Source organism: Actinacidiphila polyblastidii (assembly GCF_036353415.1).
In the GTDB taxonomy this organism is placed as follows: domain Bacteria; phylum Actinomycetota; class Actinomycetes; order Streptomycetales; family Streptomycetaceae; genus Actinacidiphila; species Actinacidiphila polyblastidii.
In genome coordinates this window covers 197,453-221,044 of the sequence record NZ_JAZEWV010000008.1, presented here as the reverse complement: position 1 = coordinate 221,044, position 23,592 = coordinate 197,453, and the positions used below count along the sequence as shown (strand labels likewise).

20 protein-coding genes are annotated in these 23,592 nt (G+C 72.3%); 17 read left to right on the top strand and 3 right to left on the bottom strand.

The genetic code is table 11. The features are described 5' to 3' along the window. Positions 1-30 precede the first annotated feature (30 nt). Positions 31-2,013 carry a threonine--tRNA ligase gene (thrS, locus tag V2S66_RS13250; RefSeq protein ID WP_330794874.1) on the top strand — a complete coding sequence of 661 codons (1,983 nt, stop codon included), beginning with the start codon at positions 31-33 and terminating at the stop codon, positions 2,011-2,013. Between the two features lie 18 nt (positions 2,014-2,031). Here thrS and V2S66_RS13245 read toward each other — a convergent pair whose 3' ends face one another. Beyond that, positions 2,032-2,715, bottom strand: coding sequence for a potassium channel family protein (locus tag V2S66_RS13245; protein ID WP_330794873.1), 684 nt, complete (start codon positions 2,713-2,715; stop codon positions 2,032-2,034). Between the two features lie 66 nt (positions 2,716-2,781). On the opposite strand from V2S66_RS13245, the gene V2S66_RS13240 reads away from it, so the two are divergent. Continuing rightward, on the top strand, positions 2,782-3,339 hold the full coding sequence (locus tag V2S66_RS13240) for an HIT family protein (RefSeq protein WP_330794872.1): 558 nt from the start codon (positions 2,782-2,784) through the stop codon (positions 3,337-3,339). A gap of 21 nt (positions 3,340-3,360) precedes the next feature. Here V2S66_RS13240 and V2S66_RS13235 read toward each other — a convergent pair whose 3' ends face one another. Together V2S66_RS13235 and V2S66_RS13230 are read right to left on the bottom strand one after the other, a co-directional pair. Then, positions 3,361-5,010, bottom strand: coding sequence for a hypothetical protein (locus V2S66_RS13235; protein WP_330794871.1), 1,650 nt, complete (start codon positions 5,008-5,010; stop codon positions 3,361-3,363). A 211-nt stretch (positions 5,011-5,221) separates the two neighbouring features. Continuing rightward, positions 5,222-7,441 (bottom strand): elongation factor G-like protein EF-G2, encoded by a 2,220-nt coding sequence (locus tag V2S66_RS13230; protein WP_330794870.1) that lies wholly within the window; start codon positions 7,439-7,441, stop codon positions 5,222-5,224. A 334-nt stretch (positions 7,442-7,775) separates the two neighbouring features. Here V2S66_RS13230 and pgsA point away from each other — a divergent pair, with 334 nt between their 5' ends. From pgsA to V2S66_RS13155, 15 genes are all read left to right on the top strand, one after another. After that, entirely contained in the window at positions 7,776-8,447 is a 672-nt protein-coding gene (pgsA, locus tag V2S66_RS13225; protein WP_330794869.1) for a phosphatidylinositol phosphate synthase, read from the top strand. Then, entirely contained in the window at positions 8,444-9,376 is a 933-nt protein-coding gene (locus V2S66_RS13220) for a phosphatidylinositol mannoside acyltransferase (RefSeq protein WP_330794867.1), read from the top strand. The genes pgsA and V2S66_RS13220 overlap by 4 nt, the downstream gene beginning before the upstream one ends. Further along, positions 9,373-10,548, top strand: a complete 1,176-nt coding sequence (locus V2S66_RS13215) for a glycosyltransferase family 4 protein (protein ID WP_330794866.1) — start codon at positions 9,373-9,375, stop codon at positions 10,546-10,548. Before V2S66_RS13220 ends, V2S66_RS13215 begins: the two co-directional genes overlap by 4 nt. A gap of 26 nt (positions 10,549-10,574) precedes the next feature. Beyond that, positions 10,575-11,129 (top strand): LemA family protein, encoded by a 555-nt coding sequence (locus V2S66_RS13210; RefSeq protein WP_330794865.1) that lies wholly within the window; start codon positions 10,575-10,577, stop codon positions 11,127-11,129. A gap of 555 nt (positions 11,130-11,684) precedes the next feature. After that, positions 11,685-12,596, top strand: coding sequence for a pyridoxal 5'-phosphate synthase lyase subunit PdxS (pdxS, locus tag V2S66_RS13205; RefSeq protein WP_330794864.1), 912 nt, complete (start codon positions 11,685-11,687; stop codon positions 12,594-12,596). A 17-nt stretch (positions 12,597-12,613) separates the two neighbouring features. Continuing rightward, on the top strand, positions 12,614-13,207 hold the full coding sequence (gene pdxT, locus V2S66_RS13200) for a pyridoxal 5'-phosphate synthase glutaminase subunit PdxT (RefSeq protein WP_330794863.1): 594 nt from the start codon (positions 12,614-12,616) through the stop codon (positions 13,205-13,207). A 67-nt stretch (positions 13,208-13,274) separates the two neighbouring features. After that, positions 13,275-14,027 (top strand): YebC/PmpR family DNA-binding transcriptional regulator, encoded by a 753-nt coding sequence (locus V2S66_RS13195; protein ID WP_330794861.1) that lies wholly within the window; start codon positions 13,275-13,277, stop codon positions 14,025-14,027. Between the two features lie 140 nt (positions 14,028-14,167). Continuing rightward, positions 14,168-14,767 (top strand): crossover junction endodeoxyribonuclease RuvC, encoded by a 600-nt coding sequence (gene ruvC / locus V2S66_RS13190; protein WP_330794860.1) that lies wholly within the window; start codon positions 14,168-14,170, stop codon positions 14,765-14,767. Then, positions 14,764-15,375, top strand: a complete 612-nt coding sequence (gene ruvA, locus V2S66_RS13185; protein ID WP_330794859.1) for a Holliday junction branch migration protein RuvA — start codon at positions 14,764-14,766, stop codon at positions 15,373-15,375. Before ruvC ends, ruvA begins: the two co-directional genes overlap by 4 nt. A gap of 100 nt (positions 15,376-15,475) precedes the next feature. Further along, positions 15,476-16,579: a Holliday junction branch migration DNA helicase RuvB gene (gene ruvB / locus V2S66_RS13180; protein ID WP_330794858.1), complete on the top strand. Its 1,104-nt coding sequence runs from the start codon at positions 15,476-15,478 to the stop codon at positions 16,577-16,579. A gap of 166 nt (positions 16,580-16,745) precedes the next feature. Continuing rightward, positions 16,746-17,240, top strand: a complete 495-nt coding sequence (gene yajC, locus V2S66_RS13175; protein ID WP_330794857.1) for a preprotein translocase subunit YajC — start codon at positions 16,746-16,748, stop codon at positions 17,238-17,240. 78 nt (positions 17,241-17,318) lie between these two features. After that, the gene (gene secD, locus V2S66_RS13170; RefSeq protein WP_330794856.1) at positions 17,319-19,091 is read left to right on the top strand and encodes a protein translocase subunit SecD; all 1,773 of its coding nucleotides are present in this window, start codon (positions 17,319-17,321) and stop codon (positions 19,089-19,091) included. Further along, positions 19,091-20,263, top strand: coding sequence for a protein translocase subunit SecF (gene secF, locus V2S66_RS13165; protein WP_330794855.1), 1,173 nt, complete (start codon positions 19,091-19,093; stop codon positions 20,261-20,263). The genes secD and secF overlap by 1 nt, the downstream gene beginning before the upstream one ends. 128 nt (positions 20,264-20,391) lie before the next feature. Further along, positions 20,392-20,952, top strand: coding sequence for an adenine phosphoribosyltransferase (locus V2S66_RS13160; RefSeq protein WP_330794854.1), 561 nt, complete (start codon positions 20,392-20,394; stop codon positions 20,950-20,952). Between the two features lie 160 nt (positions 20,953-21,112). Then, the gene (locus tag V2S66_RS13155) at positions 21,113-23,590 is read left to right on the top strand and encodes a RelA/SpoT family protein (protein ID WP_330794853.1); all 2,478 of its coding nucleotides are present in this window, start codon (positions 21,113-21,115) and stop codon (positions 23,588-23,590) included. Positions 23,591-23,592 lie beyond the last annotated feature (2 nt).

The window sequence follows — 23,592 nt, the reverse complement described above, 5'->3', positions numbered from 1 at the left end:
GACCGTACGACCCACGTCAGGAGCAGACCGGTGTCAGACCTCCGAGTGATCATCAAACGCGATTCCGCCGAACCGGAGGAGCGGGCGGTCACGACGGGCACGACGGCCGCCGAACTGTTCCCCGGGGAGCGCAGCGTGGTCGCCGCCCGGGTGGCCGGCGAGCTGAAGGACCTGGCGTACGCGCTCGCGGACGGCGACGAGGTCGAGCCGGTCGACATCACCAGCCCGGACGGCCTGGCCATCCTGCGGCACTCCACCGCGCACGTCATGGCGCAGGCCGTGCAGGAGCTGCACCCGCAGGCCCGGCTGGGCATCGGCCCGCCCATCAAGGACGGCTTCTACTACGACTTCGACGTCGCCGAGCCCTTCACGCCCGATGACCTGAAGGCCATCGAGAAGAAGATGCAGGAGATCCAGAAGCGCGGCCAGCGCTTCTCGCGCCGCGCCGTCACCGACGAGGCGGCCCGCGAGGAGCTGGCGGACGAGCCGTACAAGCTGGAGCTGATCGGTCTGAAGGGCTCCTCCGCGGGCTCCGAGGACGGCGCCGACGTCGAGGTCGGCGGCGGCGAGCTGACCATCTACGACAACCTCGACGCGAAGACCGGCGAGCTGTGCTGGAAGGACCTGTGCCGCGGCCCGCATCTGCCCACCACCCGGCACATCCCGGCGTTCAAGCTGATGCGCAACGCCGCCGCGTACTGGCGCGGCAGCGAGAAGAACCGGCAGCTGCAGCGGATCTACGGCACCGCGTGGCCCACGAAGGAGGAGCTCAAGGCGCACCTGGAGTTCCTGGAGGAGGCCGCCAAGCGCGACCACCGCAAGCTCGGCGCGGAGCTCGACCTGTTCTCCTTCCCCGACGAGCTGGGCTCCGGCCTCGCGGTCTTCCACCCCAAGGGCGGCACCATCCGCAAGGAGATGGAGTCCTACTCGCGCCGCCGCCACGAGGAGTCGGGCTACGAGTTCGTCAACACCCCGCACATCAGCAAGGCCAAGCTCTTCGAGACCTCGGGCCACCTGCCGCACTACGCCGAGGGCATGTTCCCCCCCATGGAGTTCGAGGGGCAGGACTACTACCTCAAGGCCATGAACTGCCCGATGCACAACCTGATCTTCAAGGCGCGCGGCCGCTCCTACCGTGAACTGCCGCTGCGGCTCTTCGAGTTCGGCACGGTGTACCGCTTCGAGAAGTCCGGCGTGGTGCACGGCCTGACCCGCGCCCGCGGCTTCACGCAGGACGACTCGCACATCTACTGCACCAAGGAGCAGGTCCCCGACGAGCTGGACTCGCTGCTCACCTTCGTGCTCAACCTGCTGCGCGACTACGGCCTCAGCGACTTCTACCTGGAGCTGTCCACCCGCGGCGACTCGGACAAGTTCATCGGCTCCGACGCGGACTGGGACGAGGCCACCGAGCAGCTGCGCCAGGCGGCCGGCAAGCAGGGCCTCGACCTGGTCATGGACCCGGGCGGCGCGGCCTTCTACGGGCCGAAGATCTCGGTGCAGGCCAAGGACGCGATCGGCCGGACCTGGCAGATGTCCACGATCCAGGTCGACTTCCAGCAGCCGGCCCGCTTCGGCCTGGAGTACACGGCCGCGGACGGCACCCGGCAGCAGCCGGTGATGATCCACCGGGCGCTCTTCGGCTCCATCGAGCGGTTCTTCGCGGTGCTCCTGGAGCACTACGCGGGCGCCTTCCCGGCCTGGCTCGCGCCGGTGCAGGCGGTCGGCATCCCGGTCGGCGACGCGCACGTGCGGTACCTGCAGGAGTTCGCCGAGGAGGCCGGCCGCAAGGGCCTGCGCGTCGAGGTCGACGGCTCCTCCGACCGCATGCAGAAGAAGATCAGGACCCACCAGAAGCTCAAGGTCCCCTTCATGATCATCGTCGGCGACGAGGACATGACGAACGGCACGGTCTCCTTCCGCTACCGCGACGGCTCGCAGGAGAACGGCGTGCCGCGCGACCAGGCGCTGGCCAAGCTGGCCGACGTGGTGGAGCGCCGGGTCCAGGTCTGAGCGCGCCGAAGGACCGGTTCAGGCCCCGGGGCGCCCGCCCGGGGGCCGGAACTGGTCCTTCTCGTCCTCCCGGGTGAAGGTCTGGATCAGCCAGGAGGAGAAGGAACCGGTGACCGCCCCGAGCAGCGCCAGGCCGAGGAACATCAGGAACGCGGCGATGGTGCGGCCGCCCGCGGTCACCGGCGTGACGTCGCCGTAGCCGACGGTGGTGAGCGTGGAGCACGCCCACCACACCGCGTCGCCGAAGGTGCGGATGGTCGCCCCCGGCGCGTTCCGCTCCTGCTGGTAGACCGCGAGCGAGCCCGCGAACCCGAGCAGCAGCGCGGTCATGCTGCCGTAGGCGATCACCCGCGCGTACAGGTTCAGCCGCGGCTGGTCGTTGCGGCGCTGCACCACCTCGTAGAGGCGGACCACCCGCAGCGGGCGCAGCAGCGGCAGCAGGGTCGCGATCGTGTCCAGCAGGTGGCGGCGGACGTACCCCGCGCCGAAGCGGGCCCCGCTGATCCGCCAGCGCACCAGGTAGTCCGCGACGAAGAGCGCCCAGGTGAAGGCGATGACCGCCAGCAGCAGCGCGTGCGCCCACGACGGCAGGGACGTCCACAGGACGTGGACGGCGTAGGCCCCGAGGAACGCCAGCGACGCGACGAACAGGGGGGCCTCGCTGCGGTTCTCCCACTCGATCAGGCGGTTGTCGGCGTCCATCGGGCCAGGATCGCGGGCGCCCCCCGGGGCCGGGCCCGGCGACACGCGGGGCGGGGGCTTGGCCATATGCTGATCGTCATGACGAGTGAGCCGGAGCAGCAGATCGGGGCGGGGGTGCCGGACGCTTTCCAGCGGCTGTGGACACCGCACCGCATGGCGTACATCCAGGGGGAGAACAAGCCCACCGGCCCCGGCGCCGGGGACGGGTGCCCCTTCTGCTCGCTGCCCTCGCAGCACGACGAGGACGCGCTGATCGTGCGGCGCGGCGAGCACGTGTACGCGGTGCTCAACCTCTACCCGTACAACAGCGGGCACCTGATGGTGGTGCCGTACCGGCACGTCGCCGACTACACCGAGCTGGACCAGGCGGAGACGGTGGAGCTGGCCGCGCTCACCCAGCAGGCGATGACCGCGCTGCGCGCCGCGTCCGGCGCCCAGGGCTTCAACATCGGCATGAACCAGGGCGACGTGGCCGGCGCCGGCATCGCCGCGCACCTGCACCAGCACGTGGTGCCGCGCTGGGGCGGCGACATGAACTTCATGCCGGTCGTCGGCCACACCAAGGTGCTGCCGCAACTCCTCGCCGACACCCGCAAGATGCTCGCCGACGCCTGGACGGGGTGACGCGCACGCCCGGCCGCGGCGCTACGCGTCGTAGGCGTCGGCCTTCCTGGGCTCCACGCCCTGCACCAGGCCGCTCAGCACGAGCGAGCGGTTGGTGAAGTGCGAGACGTCGACGCCGTTCTCCCGCATGACCTGGATGGCGGCGGCGTGCACGGCGCGCAGCACCGGGGTCGCGGCGCGCAGCGCGTCGTCCGCCATGAAGCGGTGCTTCCACGGCTTGTCCGCCCAGGTGTGGCGCAGCCCGAACGGCTCGGGGAGCTTGAGCGAGCCGCCCAGGTAGTCCAGCACCGGCGGGAACCAGGTCAGCGGCGCGCGGGCGGCCAGCCGCACCACCTCGTTGGTGTCGATCAGCGGCAGCGAGACGGTCTTGGTCTCCCAGAACCTCACCGGCTTGGAGACGGTCTTCTCCTTGGCCGCCGGCGCGGTGGTGAACAGGCCGTCCACCGGGCCGAGCGCGTGCCCGGTCACCTCGACGCGCAGCGTCTGCGCCAGCACGGTCACCGTCACCATCAGCGTGATGACCAGGTTGCCGTCCCACAGCACGAACTGGATGCCCAGGTAGTGCCGGTTGCCCTTGCCGAACTGCTGGTCGTTGCACATCCGCTGGATCTCGAAGTCCTTGACGGAGTACGTCTCGACCTCGGGACCGGTCGGCCGGACGATCTTCGAGACGCCCTCGCCGGTCGGCACCACCACCCAGTGCCGTATCGACGGCTTCGGGAACCCGCCGGTGTGCAGCGGTCCGCGCTCGATCATCCGCAGCTTGTCGTGGATCGCCCGGACCACGTCCCAGCTGCGGAACGGGTTGATCTCGGCGAGGCCCTCGCGCGGCGTCAGCTCCTCGGCCATGTGCCAGCTGCCCCAGCGGCTGCCCATGCCCAGTATCCCGCGCGGGCCCGCGTAGAAGACGACGTTGCTGTTCTGCTCCGCGGACAGCTTGACCAGGCTCTTGCGGAGGTTCTCGGCGCGGGTCTCGTTGGGGTTGCGCGGCACCGCCTCGGGGATCTTGGCGCCGACCCCGGTGCCGGCCACCAGGCCGGCCCAGCGGGCCCGCAGGTCCTTGGCGCTGGCCTCGCAGATCCGCTTCGCCCAGTACCAGCCGATGATCGGAGCGATCATCAGAACCCTGAAGTACAGGCTCCAGAAGCCGTGGAACGGCGGCCGGACGGCGAGCAGCACGGTGAAGGCGACGGCGACAGCGAGCACGATCGCGCCCAGCCCGCCCGCCTTGTTGCCGCGGCTCTTCAGGGTGGCCAGCGACGAGCGCAGCTGGAACGCGCCGAGCCACACCAGCACCCCGGGCAGGAACAGCAGCCCGAAGCCGGCCATCAGCCCGGTGAGCCGCGCGTCGCGCTCCTGGCGCAGCCGGTTAGCCGCCAGGCAGTGCTCGACGACCGTCTGCGGCTCGACCCCGAAGGACTGCACCAGCTCCTTGCGGGCGGCGCCCAGCATGCGCACCTGCACCGAGCGGGAGAACGCCTCGCCCAGGTTCGGGCGGAACAGCGACAGCCGCGGGGCGGTCACCTTCGCCGCGTCGTTGACGCCCACCAGCGCGGTCAGCTCGCTGTCGCGGTACGCCGCGGAGGCCAGCGCCTGCGTGGCGCCCGTCTCGCCGTCGGCGCCCGTGAGCGGGATCTGCGCCCCGGGCCTGAAGTCGAACCCGTCCGTCACCGCAGCCCCCAGTCGGCCGTCGCGCCCGCCACCTCACCGGCTCCGATGGGTGCGTAACGGCCCATTCCCCGCACCCGGGCACATCACACGTTCGGAGCAGCCACCAGATTAGCCGCGCGGCGGCCCGCGCGGGGGCCGCGTGCCGCCGATTGGCCTTTGTCATATGCCTGGTTGGCGGATTCGGGCGGCCGGCTCCGCCCGCCGCGGCCGCTCAGCGGGCCGCGTACTCCTCCTGCTCGCGCAGCTTCGCGGCGAGCGCGGCCGGCATCGGCTCGTGCCGGGCGTAGTGCCGGTGGAAGCGGCCGGTGCCGTGCGCCAGCGACCGCAGGTCCACCGCGTACCGGCCGATCTCGATCTCCGGCACCTCGGCGCGGACCAACGAGCGCCCGGGACCGGCCGGTTCGGTGCCCAGCACCCGGCCGCGCCGCGCCGACAGGTCGCTCATCACCGGCCCCACGTACGCGTCGGGGACCAGCACGCCGACCTCGGAGACCGGCTCCAGCAGGTGGATGCGGCAGCCCGAGGCGGCCTCCCGCAGCGCCAGCGCGCCGGCGGTCTGGAACGCCGCGTCGGAGGAGTCCACCGAGTGCGCCTTGCCGTCGGAGAGCGTGACGCGGATGTCCACCACCGGGTAGCCGAGCCCCACGCCGCGCGCGGCCTGGGCGCGTACGCCCTTCTCCACCGACGGGATGAACTGCCGGGGCACCGCGCCGCCGACGACCCTGTCCACGAACTCGATGCCGGAGCCCACCGGCAGCGGCTCCACCTCGATGTCGCAGATCGCGAACTGCCCGTGCCCACCCGACTGCTTGACGTGCCGGCCGCGCGCGGTCGCGCTCTCGCCGAAGGTCTCGCGCAGCGCGACCCGGTGCGGCACCGCGTCGACCTGCACCCCGTAGCGGCTGCGCAGCCGCTCCAGCGCCACGTCGGCGTGCGCCTCGCCCAGGCACCACAGGACCACCTGGCGGGTGTCGGGGTTCTGCTCCAGGCGCATCGTCGGGTCCTCGGCGACCAGCCGCGACAGGCCCAGCGACAGCTTGTCCTCGTCGGCCTTGCCGTGCGCCTCGATCGCCACCGGCAGCAGCGGGTCGGGCATCCGCCACGGCTCCATCAGCAGCGGCCGCTCCTTGCCGGAGAGGGTGTCGCCGGTCTCCGCCCGGGTCAGCCTGGCGACGCAGACCAGGTCGCCGGCGCTCGCCGCGGGCACCGGCCGCTGCTGCCTGCCGAACGGCGAGGACAGCGCGCCGACCCGCTCGTCGACGTCGTGGTCCTCGTGCCCGCGGTCCTCCATGCCGTGCCCCGACACGTGCACCGTCTCGTCGGGCCGCAGCGTGCCGGAGAACACCCGCACCAGGCTGATCCGCCCCACGTACGGGTCGGAGGACGTCTTGACCACCTCGGCGGCCAGCGGCCCCCGCGGATCGCAGCTCAGCGGGGGCAGCGGGTCGCCGTCCGGCGACGTCACCGGCGGGGCGCCGCGCTCCAGCGGGGTCGGGAAGCCGCCGGTGATCAGCTCCAGCAGCTCCAGGGTGCCGAGGCCGTGCCGGGCGCCCTCGGCGGCGGGCGCGGCGGCCAGCACCGGATGGAAGGTGCCGCGGGCCACCGCCCGCTCCAGGTCGGTGACCAGCGTCCCCAGGTCGATCTCCGCGCCGCCGAGGTAGCGGTCCATCAGGGTCTCGTCCTCGCTCTCGGCGATGATCCCCTCGATCAGCCGGTTGCGGGCCCGCGCCAGCGCCGGCGCCAGCTCGGGGCCCGGCTCGGCCTCGGCGCGCTCGCCCGAGGAGTAGTCGTGGACCCGCTGGGAGAGCAGCCCGGCCAGCCCGGTCACCGGCGCGTGGCCGTCCGGGGCCCGTGGGCCGTGCACCGGCAGGTAGAGCGGCAGCACCGCGTCGGGGTCGTCGCCCCCCAGCTCAGCCGCGCACCGCGCGGCCGTCTCCTCGAAGCCGGCCCGCGCCGACTCCAGGTGGGTGACCACCACCGCCCGGGGCATCCCGACCGCCGCGCACTCCTCCCACACCAGCCGGGTGGCGCCGCCGATGCCCTCGCCGTCCTGCGCCGCGGAGACGACGAAGAGGGCCGCGTCCGCAGCCCGCAGACCGGCCCTCAGCTCCCCGACGAAGTCCGCGTAGCCGGGGGTGTCCAGCAGGTTGATCTTGATGCCGTCCCATTCGACGGGCACCAGCGACAGCTGCACCGAGCGCTGCTGCCGCTGCTCGATCTCGTCGTGGTCGGAGACCGAGCCGCCGTCCTCGACCCGGCCCGCCCGGTTCACCGCACCGGTGGCCAGCGCGAGCGCCTCCACCAGGGTCGTCTTGCCTGATCCGCTGTGGCCGACCAGCACCACGTTGCGCACGTTCTCGGGGCGGCCGGCCGCCGGCGCCCCTCCGGCGGCCTCTGGCTGTCCTTCCCGCCTGTCCGACGCACCACCCATGTCGTCTCGCCTCCCGGTCGTCACCGCATGGGGGACCGCGCCCGCGAGGCGGGCGCGCACTGGGAGCGTCAGGGGACCGCGGAGAACTCGGGGCGGCCTCGACGACGCCCTCGGTCATTCGACCTTCCCACGGCCTTCACGGTCCGTCCATATGTGGTCCGCTCCCGTGTGGTCCGCACCGCCCTGCTCACGGCGGCTCGCGAGGACTCCGTACGGGTGCCGGGCGCCGCCGGGAGGTGCCACACGCGTCCGGCGCCGCACGGCTGGCTACGATGGGCCATCCGGTGGCCGCCCGGCCGTCGACTCCGATCCGAACCGACCCGTCGGGAAGGCCATGCTGAACAAGTACGCGCGTGCGTTCTTCACGCGTGTTCTCACGCCGTTCGCCGCATTTCTCCTGCGCAGGGGCGTCTCGCCCGATGCGGTGACCCTGATCGGCACCGCCGGCGTCGTCGCCGGCGCCCTGGTCTTCTACCCCAGGGGGCAGTTCTTCTGGGGGACCGTGGTCATCACCTGCTTCGTCTTCTCCGACCTGGTCGACGGCAACATGGCCCGGCAGATGGGCCGCTCCAGCCGCTGGGGCGCCTTCCTGGACTCCACCTTGGACCGGGTCGCCGACGGTGCCCTCTTCGGCGGCCTCGCCATGTGGTACGCGGGCTCAGGCGACGACCTCACGCTCTGCGCGGTGACGATCTTCTGCCTGGCCAGCGGCCAGGTGGTGTCGTACACCAAGGCCCGCGGCGAGGCGATCGGCCTGCCGGTGAACGTCAACGGCCTGGTGGAGCGCTCCGAGCGGCTCGTCATCACGCTGGTGCTGTGCGGCCTGGCCGGCTTCCACCGCACCTTCGGCGTGCCCGGCATCCAGTGGCTGCTGCCGATCGCCCTGTGGGTGGTCGCCGTGGGCAGCCTGATCACGCTGATCCAGCGGGTGGTCACGGTCCGCCGGGAGTCCGCGGAGGCCGACGCCGCCGCGCTCGAACAGGCCGGCCAGGGGAGCGGCGCGTGAAGGAGCGCCTGACCGACGGGCTGTACGGGCTGGGCTGGAGCGCGGTCAAGACGCTGCCGGAACCCGCCGCGCGGGCGCTGGGCCGCACCATCGCCGACGCCGCCTGGCGGCAGCGCGGCAAGGGCGTGCGGCGGCTGGAGGCCAACCTCCGGCGGGTCGTGCCGGACGCGGACGAGGAGCGGCTGCGCGAGCTGTCGAAGGCCGGCATGCGCTCCTACCTGCGCTACTGGATGGAGTCCTTCCGCCTCCCGGCCTGGAGCAGGGACCGCATCCGCGGCGGCTTCGACCCGGTCGACGTCCACTACCTCACCGGCGGTCTCGCCGCGGGCGCCGGCGTCATCCTCGCGCTGCCGCACATGGGCAACTACGACCTGGCCGGCGCCTGGGTCACCACCAAGCTGGAGACCCCGTTCACCACGGTCGCGGAGCGGCTCGACCCCGAGACGCTCTACGACCGCTTCGTCGCCTACCGCGAGGGCCTGGGCATGGAGGTGCTGCCGCACACCGGCGGCGCCGCCTTCGGCACCCTGGCCAGGCGGCTGCGGGCCGGCGGCCTGGTCTGCCTGGTCGCCGACCGCGACCTGTCCGCGAGCGGCGTCGAGGTCGAGTTCTTCGGCGAGAGGACGCGGATGCCCGCAGGACCGGCGATGCTCGCCCAGCAGACCGGCGCCCTGCTGCTGCCGGTCACCCTCTGGTACGACGAGTCGCCCGTCATGCGGGGCCGCGTGCACCCGCCGGTCCCGGTGCCCGCCGACGGCGACCGCGCCTCCCGCACCTCGGTCATGACGCAGGCGCTCGCCGACGCGTACGCCTCGGGGATCGCCGAGCACCCGCAGGACTGGCACATGCTCCAGCGACTCTGGCTCGCCGACCTGCCGCCCCGCCCGCTGCCACCGGTCGCCGAGAGCGCCGGAACGGAGAACGCGTGAGGATCGGGATCGTCTGCCCGTACTCCTGGGACGTCCCCGGCGGCGTCCAGTTCCACATCCGCGACCTCGCCGAGCACCTCGTCGCACTCGGCCACGAGGTGTCCGTGCTCGCCCCCGCCGACGACGAGACGCCGCTGCCGCCGTACGTGGTCTCCGCCGGACGGGCGGTGCCCGTGCCCTACAACGGCTCGGTGGCCCGGCTCAACTTCGGCTTCCTGTCCGCCGCGCGGGTGCGGCGCTGGCTGCACGACGGCCACTTCGACGTCATCCACATCCACGAGCCCGCCTCGCCCTCGCTCGGGCTGCTGTCGTGCTGGGCCGCCCAGGGACCGATCGTGGCGACCTTCCACACCTCCAACCCGCGCTCGCGCGCGATGATCGCGGCCTACCCGATCCTGCAGCCCGCGCTGGAGAAGATCAGGGCGCGGATCGCGGTCAGCGAGTACGCCCGGCGCACCCTGGTCGAGCACCTCGGCGGCGACGCGGTGGTCATCCCCAACGGCGTCGACGTCGGCTTCTTCGAACGGGCCGAGCCCCGCGAGGAGTGGCAGGGCAGCACCATCGGCTTCATCGGGCGGATCGACGAGCCGCGCAAGGGCCTGCCGGTGCTGATGCGGGCGCTGCCCGGCATCCTCGCCCGGCGGCCCGGCACCCGGCTGCTGGTGGCCGGCCGCGGCGACGCCGACGAGGCCGTGGAGTCGCTGCCGCGCGAGATGCGCGACCAGGTGGAGTTCCTCGGCATGGTCACCGACGAGGACAAGGCGCGGCTGCTGCGCAGCGTCGACGTCTATGTGGCGCCGAACACCGGCGGCGAGTCCTTCGGCATCATCCTCGTCGAGGCGATGTCCGCGGGCGCGCCGGTGCTCGCCAGCGACCTCGACGCCTTCGCCCAGGTCCTCGACCAGGGCCGGGCCGGCGAGCTGTTCGCCAACGAGGACGCCGACGCGCTCGCCGACGCCGCGGTGCGGCTGCTCGGCGACCCCGGCCGCCGGGCCGAACTGCGCGCCCGCGGCAGCGCCCACGTCCGCCGCTTCGACTGGTCGGTCGTCGGCAGCGACATCCTCGCGGTCTACGAGACCGTCGCGGACGGCGCCGCCTCCGTCGCCGCCGACGACCGCCCCTCGCTGCGCACCCGCTTCGGGCTGACCCGCGACACCACTCCGCCGCTCTGACCGCGCTCCGCGTAGGGTGACCTCCCGTGACGACCATCATCTGGATCGCGGTGGCCATCGTGGCCGTGGGCCTCTACCTCAGCTGGACGGCCGGCCGCCTCGACCGGCTGCACGCCAGAATCGACGCCGCCCGCGCCGCCCTGGACGCGCAACTCCTGCGCCGCGCCTCGGTCGCCCAGGAGCTGGCCACCGCGGGCGTCCTCGACCCGGCCGCCTCCATCGTGCTCTACGAGGCGGCGCACGCCGCCCGGCAGGCCGAGGACGACCAACGCGAGGTCGCCGAGAGCGAGTTGAGCCAGGCGCTGCGTGCGGTCCTCGCCGACTCCGAGACCGTCGCCGCGGTCGGCGAGGCCCCCGGCGGCACCGCCGCGATCGGCGAACTCACCCAGTCCGTACGGCGCGTGCCGATGGCGCGCCGCTTCCACAACGACGCGGTGCGCGCTGCGCGCGCGGTGCGCGACCACCGCGTCGTCCGCTGGCTCCGCCTCGCCGGGCACGCCCCCTTCCCGCTCGCCTTCGAGATGGACGACGAGCCCCCCGCCCACCTCACCAACGAGGGCGGCGCCTCCCTCATCCGCTGAGCCCCCCTCGGGGGCGGCGCGCGGGGTGCCCCTGCCGGTGCCCCTGCCGGTGGCGCCGGTCCGGGAGGTCTCCTCGGACTGCGAACGTGCACCTTTCGCCTTCGGCTCTCCGCCCGGTGCCGCGTTGGCAGTCCCGCGAGGACACCCCCGCCCCCGGCCCGCCGGTACGCGTGCACCCGGGTCCGACCGGAGGGGACGGGGAGGGAGTGTCCCCGCAGGACTGCGAACGCACCACCGGCGGAGAGCCGGGAACGAATCGGGTACGTTCGCAGTCCGAGGAGTCGCTCCCGGACCGGCACCGACCCGGCCCACCGGCAGAAACCTCCACCACCGGTCCAGGCCCGGACGAGGCCCGGACGAGGCCCGGTCCAGGCCCGGACCCGGACCCGGACCCACCGGCCGAGGCCGGCACCAGCAGCGCGCGCCCGCGGCGAAAGGCCACCTCCGCGAAATTGGCCCTTTTCCGCCACCCGCGCGCCGCCGCAACATAGGCACAGACCGTGACACAACCACGGTCCCCGCCGCTCACCACGTTCCGTCAGGAGTGAGGTCACCGTGTCCACCACACCGTCCACCGCCACCACCGCCGAAACCGGCACCGCGCGCGTCAAGCGCGGGATGGCCGAGCAGCTCAAGGGCGGCGTGATCATGGACGTCGTCACCCCCGAGCAGGCGAAGATCGCCGAGGACGCGGGCGCCGTCGCGGTCATGGCGCTGGAGCGGGTGCCCGCCGACATCCGCAAGGACGGCGGTGTGGCCCGCATGTCCGACCCCGACATGATCGACGGCATCATCGGCGCCGTGTCGATCCCGGTGATGGCCAAGTCCCGGATCGGCCACTTCGTCGAGGCGCAGGTCCTGCAGGCGCTCGGCGTCGACTACATCGACGAGTCCGAGGTGCTCACCCCGGCCGACGAGGTCAACCACTCCGACAAGTGGGCGTTCACCACGCCGTTCGTCTGCGGCGCCACCAACCTCGGAGAGGCCCTGCGCCGGATCGCCGAGGGCGCGGCGATGATCCGCTCCAAGGGCGAGGCCGGCACCGGCAACGTCGTGGAGGCGGTCCGCCACCTGCGCCAGATCAAGAACGAGATCTCCCGGCTGCGCGGCCTGGACAACAACGAGCTGTACGCCGCGGCCAAGGAGCTGCGCGCGCCGTACGAGCTGGTCAAGGAGGTCGCGGGGCTGGGCAGGCTGCCGGTCGTGCTGTTCTCCGCCGGCGGTGTGGCCACCCCGGCCGACGCCGCGCTGATGCGCCAGCTCGGCGCGGAGGGCGTGTTCGTCGGCTCGGGCATCTTCAAGTCCGGCGACCCGGCCAAGCGCGCCGCGGCCATCGTCCGCGCCACCACCTTCTTCGACGACCCGAAGGTGATCGCGGACGCGTCGCGCGACCTCGGCGAGGCGATGGTCGGCATCAACTGCGACACGCTGCCCGAGTCCGAGCGCTACGCCAACCGCGGCTGGTAAGGCGGCGGACGACACCGATGAGCAGCACTCCCACGATCGGCGTCCTGGCGCTGCAGGGTGACGTACGGGAGCACCTGACGGCACTGGCCGCGGCGGACGCCGCGGCCGTGTCCGTCCGGCGCCCCGCCGAACTGGCGGCCGTCGACGGCCTGGTCATACCCGGCGGCGAGTCCACCACCATCTCCAAACTGGCCGCGCTCTTCGGGCTGACGGAGCCGCTGCGCGAGGCGATCCGCGGCGGCCTGCCGGTGTACGGCAGCTGCGCCGGCCTGATCATGCTCGCCGACAAGATCCTGGACCCCAGGTCCGGCCAGGAGACCTTCGGCGGCATCGACATGATCGTGCGCCGCAACGCCTTCGGGCGGCAGAACGAGTCCTTCGAGGCGTCGGTGGACGTCCGCGGCGTCCAGGGCGGCCCGGTGGAGGGCGTCTTCATCCGCGCGCCCTGGGTGGAGTCGGTCGGCGCCGGCGTCGAGGTCCTCGCCGAGCACGGCGGCCACATCGTCGCGGTGCGCCAGGGCAACGCGCTGGCGACGTCCTTCCACCCCGAGCTGACCGGCGACCACCGGGTGCACGAACTCTTCGTGGCCGCCGTGCGCACCGGCAGCTGACGCTTCACCGGTAGGATCGACGGCGCGACGAAGAACAGTGATTTGGTGACGCGAAGGAGACTGTCGGATGTCCGGCCACTCTAAATGGGCTACGACGAAGCACAAGAAGGCCGTGATCGATGCCAAGCGCGGCAAGCTCTTCGCGAAGCTGATCAAGAACATCGAGGTGGCGGCCCGTACCGGCGGCGCCGACCCGGACGGCAACCCGACCCTCTTCGACGCCATCCAGAAGGCCAAGAAGAGCTCGGTGCCGAACAAGAACATCGACAGTGCGGTCAAGCGCGGCTCCGGCCAGGAGGCCGGCGGCGCCGACTACCAGACGATCATGTACGAGGGCTACGGGCCGAACGGCGTCGCGGTGCTCATCGAGTGCCTCACCGACAACCGGAACCGGGCCGCCTCCGACGTGCGCGTCGCCATGACCCGCAACGGCGGCTCGATGGCCGACCCCGGCTCGGTGTCGTACCTGTTCAACCGCAAGGGCGTGGTGATCGTCCCCAAGGGCGAGCTGGGCGAGGACGACGTGCTCGGCGCGGTCCTGGACGCCGGCGCCGAGGAGGTCAACGACCTCGGCGAGTCCTACGAGGTGATCAGCGAGGCCACCGACCTGGTGCCGGTCCGCAAGGCGCTCCAGGAGGCCGGTATCGACTACGACTCCGCCGACGCCAACTTCCTGCCGACCATGCAGGTGGAGCTGGACGAGGACGGCGCGCGCAGGATCTTCAAGCTGATCGACGCGCTGGAGGACAGCGACGACGTGCAGAACGTCTTCGCGAACTTCGACGTCTCCGACGAGGTCATGGAGAAGGTCGACGCCTGACCGGGCGATCGGGACCCCGGAGGGGCCGGCGGGACACACCCTGCCGGCCCCTCCGCCGTTTGTCAGTGCGAACCGATAGCCTGCGGGAACAGGCCGTCGGGCGGCGAACAGGCCCTGCGGCGGCGGGGAGAGGGGGCGGCATGCGGGTGCTGGGTGTGGACCCGGGCCTGACCCGGTGCGGCGTCGGCGTGGTCGACGGCTCACCCGGTCGACGGCTCGCGATGGTCGGCGTCGGTGTGGTGCGCACCTCCGCCGACGCCCCGATCGGCGAGCGGCTGGTGCTGATCGAGCGCGGCCTCGAAGCGTGGCTGGACGAGCACCGCCCGCAGGCGGTGGCCGTCGAGCGCGTCTTCGCCCAGCACAACGTGCGCACCGTGATGGGCACCGCCCAGGCCAGCGCCGTCGCGATCCTGTGCGCCGCCCGCCGCGGCCTGCCGGTCCACCTGCACACCCCCAGCGAGGTCAAGGCCGCCGTCACCGGAAACGGCCGCGCCGACAAGGCGCAGGTCGGCGCGATGGTCACCCGGCTGCTGCGGCTGGACGCGCCGCCCAGGCCGGCCGACGCCGCGGACGCCCTCGCGCTGGCCATCTGCCACATCTGGCGGGGCGGCGGCACCGACCGCCTCGAACAGGCCGTCGCCGCGGCCCGGGCCGCGAGGACTGCTCAGCCCGCCAGGACCGTTCAGCCCGCAGCCCGCAGCGCCGAAAAGGCCGTACGCCCCCAGGAGCCCGCCCCGTGATCGCCTTCGTCAGCGGCCAGGTCGCCGCACTCGCCCCGGACACCGCGGTCATCGAGGTGGGCGGCGTCGGCATGGCGGTGCAGTGCGCGCCGGGCACCCTGGCGGCGCTGCGCGTCGGCCAGCCCGCCCGGCTGGCCACCTCCCTGGTCGTGCGGGAGGACTCGCTGACCCTCTACGGCTTCGCCGACGACGACGAGCGGCAGGTCTTCGAGATGCTCCAGACGGTCAGCGGCGTCGGGCCGCGGCTGGCCCAGACGATGCTCGGCGTGCACAGCCCGGACGCGCTGCGCGCCGCGGTCGCCGGCGGCGACGAGAAGGCGCTCACCGCCGTGCCCGGGATCGGGAAGAAGGGCGCCCAGCGGCTGCTGCTGGAGCTGAAGGACCGGCTCGGCGCCCCGCTCGGCGCGGGCGCGGCCCAGGGCGTCGGCGCCCCGGTCTCCGCCTCCTGGCGTGACCAGCTGCACGCCGCGCTGCTCGGCCTCGGCTACGCCGTGCGCGAGGCCGACGAGGCGGTGGCCGCCGTCACCCCGCAGGCGGAGGCGGCCGCGGAGCCGAATGTCGGCGCGCTGCTGCGGGCCGCGCTGCAGAGCCTGAACCGCACCCGCTGACCGCGCCCGAGATGACCGCGCCCGCGCATCCGTACCCCGACGCCGCTTCCGACCCCGTACCGCCGCCGTCCGCACCGCCGATCCGACCCGAGAGACCTCGATGAACTGGGACGACCCCGCCGAGACGCCGGAGCGACTGGTCGGCGGCGCAGCCGACCGCGAGGACCAGGCGGTCGAGGCGGCGCTGCGCCCCAAGGACCTGACCGAGTTCATCGGGCAGGAGCGGGTCCGCCAGCAGCTCGACCTGGTGCTCAGGGCGGCGCGGCAGCGCGGCGCCACCGCCGACCACGTGCTGCTCTCCGGCGCCCCCGGCCTCGGCAAGACCACCCTGTCGATGATCATCGCGGCCGAGATGGGCGCTCCGATCCGGATCACCTCGGGTCCGGCCATCCAGCACGCGGGCGATCTCGCCGCGATCCTGTCCTCGCTCCAGGAGGGCGAGGTGCTCTTCCTCGACGAGATCCACCGGATGTCCCGGCCGGCCGAGGAGATGCTCTACATGGCGATGGAGGACTTCCGGGTCGACGTGATCGTCGGCAAGGGCCCGGGCGCCACCGCCATCCCGCTGGAGCTGCCGCCGTTCACGCTGGTCGGCGCCACCACCCGGGCCGGCCTGCTGCCGCCGCCGCTGCGCGACCGCTTCGGCTTCACCGCCCACATGGAGTTCTACGCCCCCGCCGAGCTGGAGCGGGTGATCCACCGCTCGGCCGGGCTGCTGGACGTCGAGGTGGCCGCCGAGGGCGCCGCGGAGATCGCCGGGCGCTCCCGCGGCACCCCCAGGATCGCCAACCGGCTGCTGCGCCGGGTGCGGGACTACGCCCAGGTCAGGGCGGACGGCGTGATCACCCGGGAGATCGCCGCGCAGGCCCTGGAGGTCTACGAGGTGGACGGCCGCGGCCTCGACCGGCTGGACCTCGCTGTGCTGCGGGCGCTGCTGACGCTCTTCGGCGGCGGCCCGGTCGGCCTGTCCACGCTCGCCGTCGCGGTCGGCGAGGAGCGGGAGACCGTCGAGGAGGTCGCCGAGCCCTTCCTCGTGCGCGAGGGGCTGCTGGCCCGTACGCCCAGGGGCCGGGTGGCGACCCCGGCGGCGTGGGCCCACCTCGGCCTCGTGGCTCCGCAGACGCCTCCGCAGCCCCAGGGGTTCGGCGCGGGCGGGGGGACGGGAGCGCCCGGAACGGGACAGACCGGTCTTTTCGGTTCCTGACCTCGGCTAGACTCACACGTTCAGGAACTGCTGTGCCACGCTGGGCGTTGTTACCACGGCGAGCCAGCGCTTAGACTCCGCCGACGCGCCCTTCCTCTGGATCGGCACACACATCCCGAAACCCAGGCCGACCCCCACACCGGCCGTGCGAAGGAACGTCCTCACCGTGAACCCCGTGATCCTCATCTTCGTCGTCATGATCGGCGCCATGGTCCTCATGACCCGCTCGGCGAAGAACAAACAGCGCCAGGCCACGCAGATGCGCAGCCAGATGGAGCCCGGTACGGGCGTCCGTACCATCGGCGGCATGTACGCCGTGGTCAAGGAGGTCAACGAGGAGACCGTCCTCCTGGAGCTCACGGACGGCGTGCACGTCCACTTCGCCAAGAACGCCATCGGGGCGGTGCTGGGCGAGGACGAGTTCAACCGGATCGTGCACGGCATCGAGCCGGAGGAGCCCGAGGACGCCGAGGACGACGCCGCGGACGGGGCCGTCGACGCCGCCGCCGCGGAGGACGCCCGGGACGACCGGGAGGTCGCGCAGGACGGCGCGGCCCCGGTGACCCTGAGCAAGTCCGACGAGGCGCCGGCGCAGGACGGCGACCACGTCGCCGGCGCCGTGCAGGCCGGCGACGTCACCAAGGGCAGCGACGCCAAGTAAGGGTCCGGCTTCACAACACTCGTGGCCACCCTTCGAGCGCGCAGGCTCGGGGGCGGTAGGACAGGGAGAAACAAGAAGGTGGCAGCAGCCAAGAAGGGCCGCAGGTCCTCGGGGAGCCAGGGATACCCCGGGCGCGCTCTGGCCGTGATCCTCATCGCCCTGGTGGCGCTGACCGGCGGGATCTTCCTCGCCCATCAGACCACGCCCCGACTGGGCATCGACCTCGCGGGCGGCGTGAGCATCACGCTGGAGGCGAAGTCGACCGGCCAGGAGAACGCGGTCAACAAGACCAACATGAACATCGCCAGGGACATCATCTCCCAGCGCGTCAACGGCATGGGCGTGTCCGAGGCGGAGACCCAGATCCAGGGCAGCCGCGACATCATCGTCAACATCCCCAAGGGTGTGAACGCCGACGAGGCGGAGAAGCAGGTCGGCACCACCGCCCTGCTCTACTTCCGCCAGGTGCTCACGTATGCCGCAGGCACCCCGGCGCCCGCGACGCCCACCCCCACCCCCTCGGCGTCCGGGTCGGCGAAGCCCACCCCGTCCGGCAGCGCGACGCCGAAGGCGGGCTCCACGGCCACGCCGACCACGACTCCCTCGTCCACGGCGAGCAAGCAGGGCCGCGCGGTCACCGACGCCCTGACGGGCACCACCGGCAAGGCGCCGACGCCGACGCCCACCGCGACGCCCTCCGCCCCGGCGACCGGCACGACGCCGACCACCACGGACACCAGCATCCCGGCGGACCTGCAGGCCGCGTTCGCCAAGCTCGACTGCAGCGACGTCAAGCAGGCCCAGAAGATCAGCGAGGGCACCAAGTCCACGGACAAGGTCCTCGGCTGTGAGAACCCGGGCAAGAAGAACTCGATCAAGTACGTCCTCGGCCCGTCGCTGATCGCGGGCAAGAACGTCAACAGCGCGAACGCCGCCTTCGACAACACGCAGGGCAACGGCTGGGTGGTGAACCTCGGTTTCAACTCCAAGGGCGCCAGCCAGTTCACCAAGGTCACCGGCGATCTCGCCAAGGCGACCGCGCCGAACAACCAGTTCGCCATCGACCTGGACGGCACCGTCGTGTCGGCTCCCTCGGTCTCCTACGCCCTGACCGGCGGCAGCGCCCAGATCTCCGGCAGCTTCACCCAGAGCTCCGCCGAGGACCTGGCGAACACCCTGAAGTACGGCTCGCTGCCGCTGAGCTTCCAGACCCTGGACAAGACCACCGTCTCCGCCTCCCTCGGCGGCGAGCAGCTGCGCGGCGGCATGATCGCCGGCGCCGTCGGCCTCGCGCTCGTGGTGATCTACCTGCTGGCGTACTACCGCGGCCTGAGCTTCGTCGCGGTGCTGTCGCTGGCGGTCTCCGCCGCGCTGACCTACACGATCATGTGCCTGCTCGGCACCGCGATCGGGTTCGCGCTGAACCTGCCGGCGGTCTGCGGCGCCATCGTCGCCATCGGTATCACCGCCGACTCGTTCATCGTCTTCTTCGAGAGAATCAGGGACGAGCTGCGCGAGGGCAGGTCCCTGCAGCCCGCGGTGGCCCGCGGCTGGCCGCGCGCCCGGCGCACCATCCTGGTGTCCGACTTCGTGTCGTTCCTCGCCGCGGCGGTGCTGTACATCGTGACCGTCGGCAAGGTCCAGGGCTTCGCCTTCACGCTGGGTCTGACCACCCTGCTCGACGTCGCGGTGGTCTTCCTCTTCACCAAGCCGCTGATGACGATCCTCGCCCGCAAGCCGTTCTACGCCAAGGGCCACAAGTGGTCCGGCCTGAACCCCGACTCGCTCGGCACCAAGGGCCCGCTGCGCAGCGTCCGCCGCCCGATCACCAACGAGACCACGGAGGCCTGATGTCGAAGCTCAGCGAACTCGGGCACCGGCTGCACCGCGGTGAGGTCTCGTACGACTTCGTCGGCAAGCGCAGGATCTGGTACGGGTTCTCGATCCTGGTCACGATCGTCGCGGTCGTCGGCCTGGTGGTGAACGGCCTCCACCTGGGCATCGACTTCTCCGGCGGCGCCGTCTTCAACACCCCGAAGCACACCTCGATCTCGGTGGCCGACGCGCAGACCCGGATCAAGGGCGACACCGGCGGCAACGACGCGACCGTGCAGAAGCTCGGCAACGGCAGCCTGCGCATCCAGATCGCCGACCTGTCCACCGACGAGTCCAAGCAGCTTCAGCCGAAGATCGCCGCCGACCTGGGGCTCAAGCCCAACCAGATCGACGCCGAGATCATCGGCCCGAGCTGGGGCAAGCAGATCTCCAACAAGGCCCTGGAAGGCCTGATCATCTTCCTGGTCCTGGTGGTGATCTACCTCGCCATCGCCTTCGAGTGGCGGATGGCGGTCGCCGCCCTGATCGCCCTGCTGCACGACCTCACGATCACCACCGGCGTCTACGCGCTGGTCGGCTTCGAGGTCTCGCCGGGCACGGTGATCGGTCTGCTGACGATCCTCGGTTACTCCCTCTACGACACCGTCGTCGTCTTCGACGGTCTGAAGGAAGCCAGCAAGGACATCACCAAGCAGAGCCGCTTCACCTACAGCGACATCGCCAACCGCAGCCTCAACAGCACGCTGGTGCGGTCGATCAACACCACGGTCGTCGCGCTGCTGCCGGTCGCCGCACTGCTCTTCATCGGCGGCGGCATCCTCGGCGCGGGTGTCCTCAACGACATCGCGCTGGCGCTGTTCATCGGCCTCACCGCCGGTGCGTACTCCTCGATCTTCATCGCGACCCCGCTGGTCGCGGAGTTCAAGGAGCGTGAGCCGCAGATGAAGGCGCTGCGCAAGCGGGTGCTGGCCAAGCGTGCCGCCGAGGTCGCGAAGGGCCCGCGGCCGGCCGACGAGGGCGAGGCGGTCGACGCCGAGGACGGCGACGACGACCTCGAGGACGCGGCGCCCGCCGGCGCCGGCGTGGTCGGCCCGCGCGCCCAGGGCGCCGGCTCCAGCCGCACGCCGCGCAGCCAGCCCAACCGGGGCAGCCGCGGCCGCGGCCGCCCCTCGGGCAAGCGCCGCTGAGTACGCGCCCGCCGCCGCCCGGTCCTGTGTGCCGGGCGGCGGCGGGCTTTCCCGTTCCCGCCGCCCTACCGTTGCGGCATCGGCGCACACCCGTGCCGCACCTCCGCACCCGTACCGAAAGAAGCACCATGACCTCGTCGGAAGCCGTCTCCGCTGAGCTGCGCGCACTGCTCGTCTCGCGCATCCGGGACGTGCCGGACTATCCGATGCCGGGCGTGACGTTCAAGGACATCACCCCGCTGCTGGCCGACCCCGTCGCCTTCAACGCCCTGGTGGACGCCCTCGCCCGGCTGTGCACCCGGCACGCCGCGACCAAGGTGGTCGGCCTGGAGGCGCGCGGCTTCATCCTGGCCGCGCCCGCCGCCGCCCGCGCCCACCTGGGGTTCGTGCCGGTCCGCAAGGCGGGCAAGCTGCCCGGCGACACCCTCGGCCAGAGCTACCAGCTGGAGTACGGCACCGCGGAGATCGAGATCCACGCCGACGCCTTCTCGCCGGACGACCGGGTGCTGGTGATCGACGACGTGCTGGCCACCGGCGGCACCGCGGAGGCCTCGCTCGACCTGATCCGCCGCGCCGGGGCGACCGTCGTCGGCGTGGCCGTGCTGCTGGAGCTGGGCTTCCTCGGCGGCCGCGAGCGGCTGTCCGCCGTGCTGGACGGCGCGCCGCTGGAGGCGCTCGTCGCGGTCTGAGGCGCCCCGCGGCCGCCGGTGTCCGCGTGCGGACCGCCCGCCGGCGCCGGCGCCCCGGCGGCCCCGTACCACCCGGTACGGGGCCGCCTTGCCCCTCCGGACCTCCGTGTCCTGCCGCGGGTCGATACCATGGGACTTCCACCCCGCGCGAGGAGTGCACTTGCCAGACCAGGCCCAGCCACTGGACGCCGCAGGCAGGCCGGAACCGGCCGCAGGCGGGACGGACGCGGCCGCGCCTGCCCCGGCCGCAGGCGCCACCGAGAGCACCGCGGCCGCGGACCGTCCGGCCTCGCCCGCGGTCCGGCCGGTGCGCACCCCTGGCAGCGTCGCGCCGACCCGGCCGGGCGCCTCCTCCAGCCGGGTGCGCGCCCGGCTGGCACGCCTCGGCGTGCAGCGCTCCAGCCCGTACAACCCGGTGCTCGAACCGCTGCTGCGGGTGGTGCGGGGCAACGACCCGAAGGGCGACAGCGCCCAGCTGCGGCAGATCGAGCGGGCCTACCAGGTCGCCGAGCGCTGGCACCGCGGGCAGAAGCGCAAGAGCGGCGACCCGTACATCACGCACCCGCTGGCCGTCACCACCATCCTGGCCGAGCTGGGCATGGACCCGGCCACGCTGATGGCCGGGCTGCTGCACGACACCGTCGAGGACACCGAGTACGGCCTCGAACAGCTGCGCCGCGACTTCGGCGACCAGGTCGCCCTGCTGGTGGACGGCGTCACCAAGCTGGACAAGGTCAAGTTCGGCGAGGCCGCGCAGGCCGAGACGGTGCGCAAGATGGTCGTGGCGATGGCCAAGGACCCCCGGGTGCTGGTGATCAAGCTCGCCGACCGGCTGCACAACATGCGCACGATGCGCTACCTCAAGCGCGAGAAGCAGGAGAAGAAGGCCCGCGAGACCCTGGAGATCTACGCCCCGCTGGCCCACCGGCTGGGCATGAACACCATCAAGTGGGAGCTGGAGGACCTCGCTTTCGCGATCCTCTACCCGAAGATGTACGACGAGATCGTCCGCCTGGTCGCCGAGCGCGCCCCCAAGCGCGACGAGTACCTCGCGGTGGTCACCGACCAGGTCCAGCAGGACCTGCGGGCGGCCCGGATCAAGGCGACCGTCACCGGCCGCCCCAAGCACTACTACAGCGTCTACCAGAAGATGATCGTCCGCGGCCGGGACTTCGCGGAGATCTACGACCTGGTCGGCATCAGGGTGCTCGTCGACAGCGTCCGCGACTGCTACGCGGCGCTCGGCACCATCCACGCGCGGTGGAATCCGGTCCCCGGCCGGTTCAAGGACTACATCGCGATGCCGAAGTTCAACATGTACCAGTCGCTGCACACCACGGTGATCGGTCCCAGCGGCAAGCCCGTCGAGCTGCAGATCCGCACCTTCGACATGCACCGCCGCGCCGAGTACGGCATCGCCGCGCACTGGAAGTACAAGCAGGAGGCGGTGGCCGGCGCCTCCAAGGTGCGCACCGACAGCCCGCGTTCCGACAAGAAGGACGACGCGGTCAACGACATGGCCTGGCTGCGCCAGCTGCTGGACTGGCAGAAGGAGACGGAGGACCCGGGGGAGTTCCTGGAGTCCCTGCGCTTCGACCTGTCGCAGAGCGAGGTCTTCGTCTTCACGCCCAAGGGCGACGTGATAGCGCTGCCGGCCGGCGCCACCCCGGTCGACTTCGCCTACGCGGTGCACACCGAGGTCGGGCACCGCACGATAGGCGCCCGGGTCAACGGCCGCCTGGTGCCGCTGGAGTCCACCCTCGACAACGGCGACACCGTCGAGGTCTTCACCTCCAAGGCGGCCGGCGCCGGGCCTTCCCAGGACTGGCTGGGCTTCGTCAAGTCGCCCCGGGCCCGCAACAAGATCCGCGCCTGGTTCTCCAAGGAGCGCCGTGAGGAGGCGGTGGAGCAGGGCAAGGAGGCCATCGCCCGCGCGATGCGCAAGCAGAACCTGCCCATCCAGCGGGTGCTGACCGGGGACTCCCTGGTGACCCTCGCGCACGAGATGCGCTACCCCGACATCTCCGCGCTCTACGCGGCGATCGGCGAGGGCCACATCACCGCGCAGTCCGTGGTGCAGAAGCTGGTCGACGCGCTCGGCGGCGAGGAGGGCGCCACCGAGGACATCGCCGAGATCACCACGCCCACCCAGGGCCGTACCAAGCGGCGGGCCAACGCCGACCCGGGCGTCGTGGTCAAGGGCACCAGCGACGTCTGGGTGAAGCTCTCCCGCTGCTGCACCCCGGTGCCCGGCGATCCGATCATCGGCTTCGTCACGCGCGGCAACGGCGTCTCGGTGCACCGCGCGGACTGCGTCAACGTGGACTCGCTGTCCCAGCAGCCCGAGCGGATCATCGATGTCGAGTGGGCGCCCACCCAGTCCTCGGTCTTCCTGGTCGCCATCCAGGTCGAGGCGCTGGACCGGGCCCGGCTGCTCTCCGACGTCACCCGGGTCCTCTCCGACCAGCACGTCAACATCCTGTCCGCGGCCGTGCAGACCTCACGCGACCGGGTCGCCACCTCGCGCTTCACCTTCGAGATGGGGGACCCCAAGCACCTCGGGCACGTCCTGAAGGCGGTACGCGGCGTCGAGGGCGTCTACGACGTCTACCGGGTCACCTCGGGCCGCCAGCGCTGACC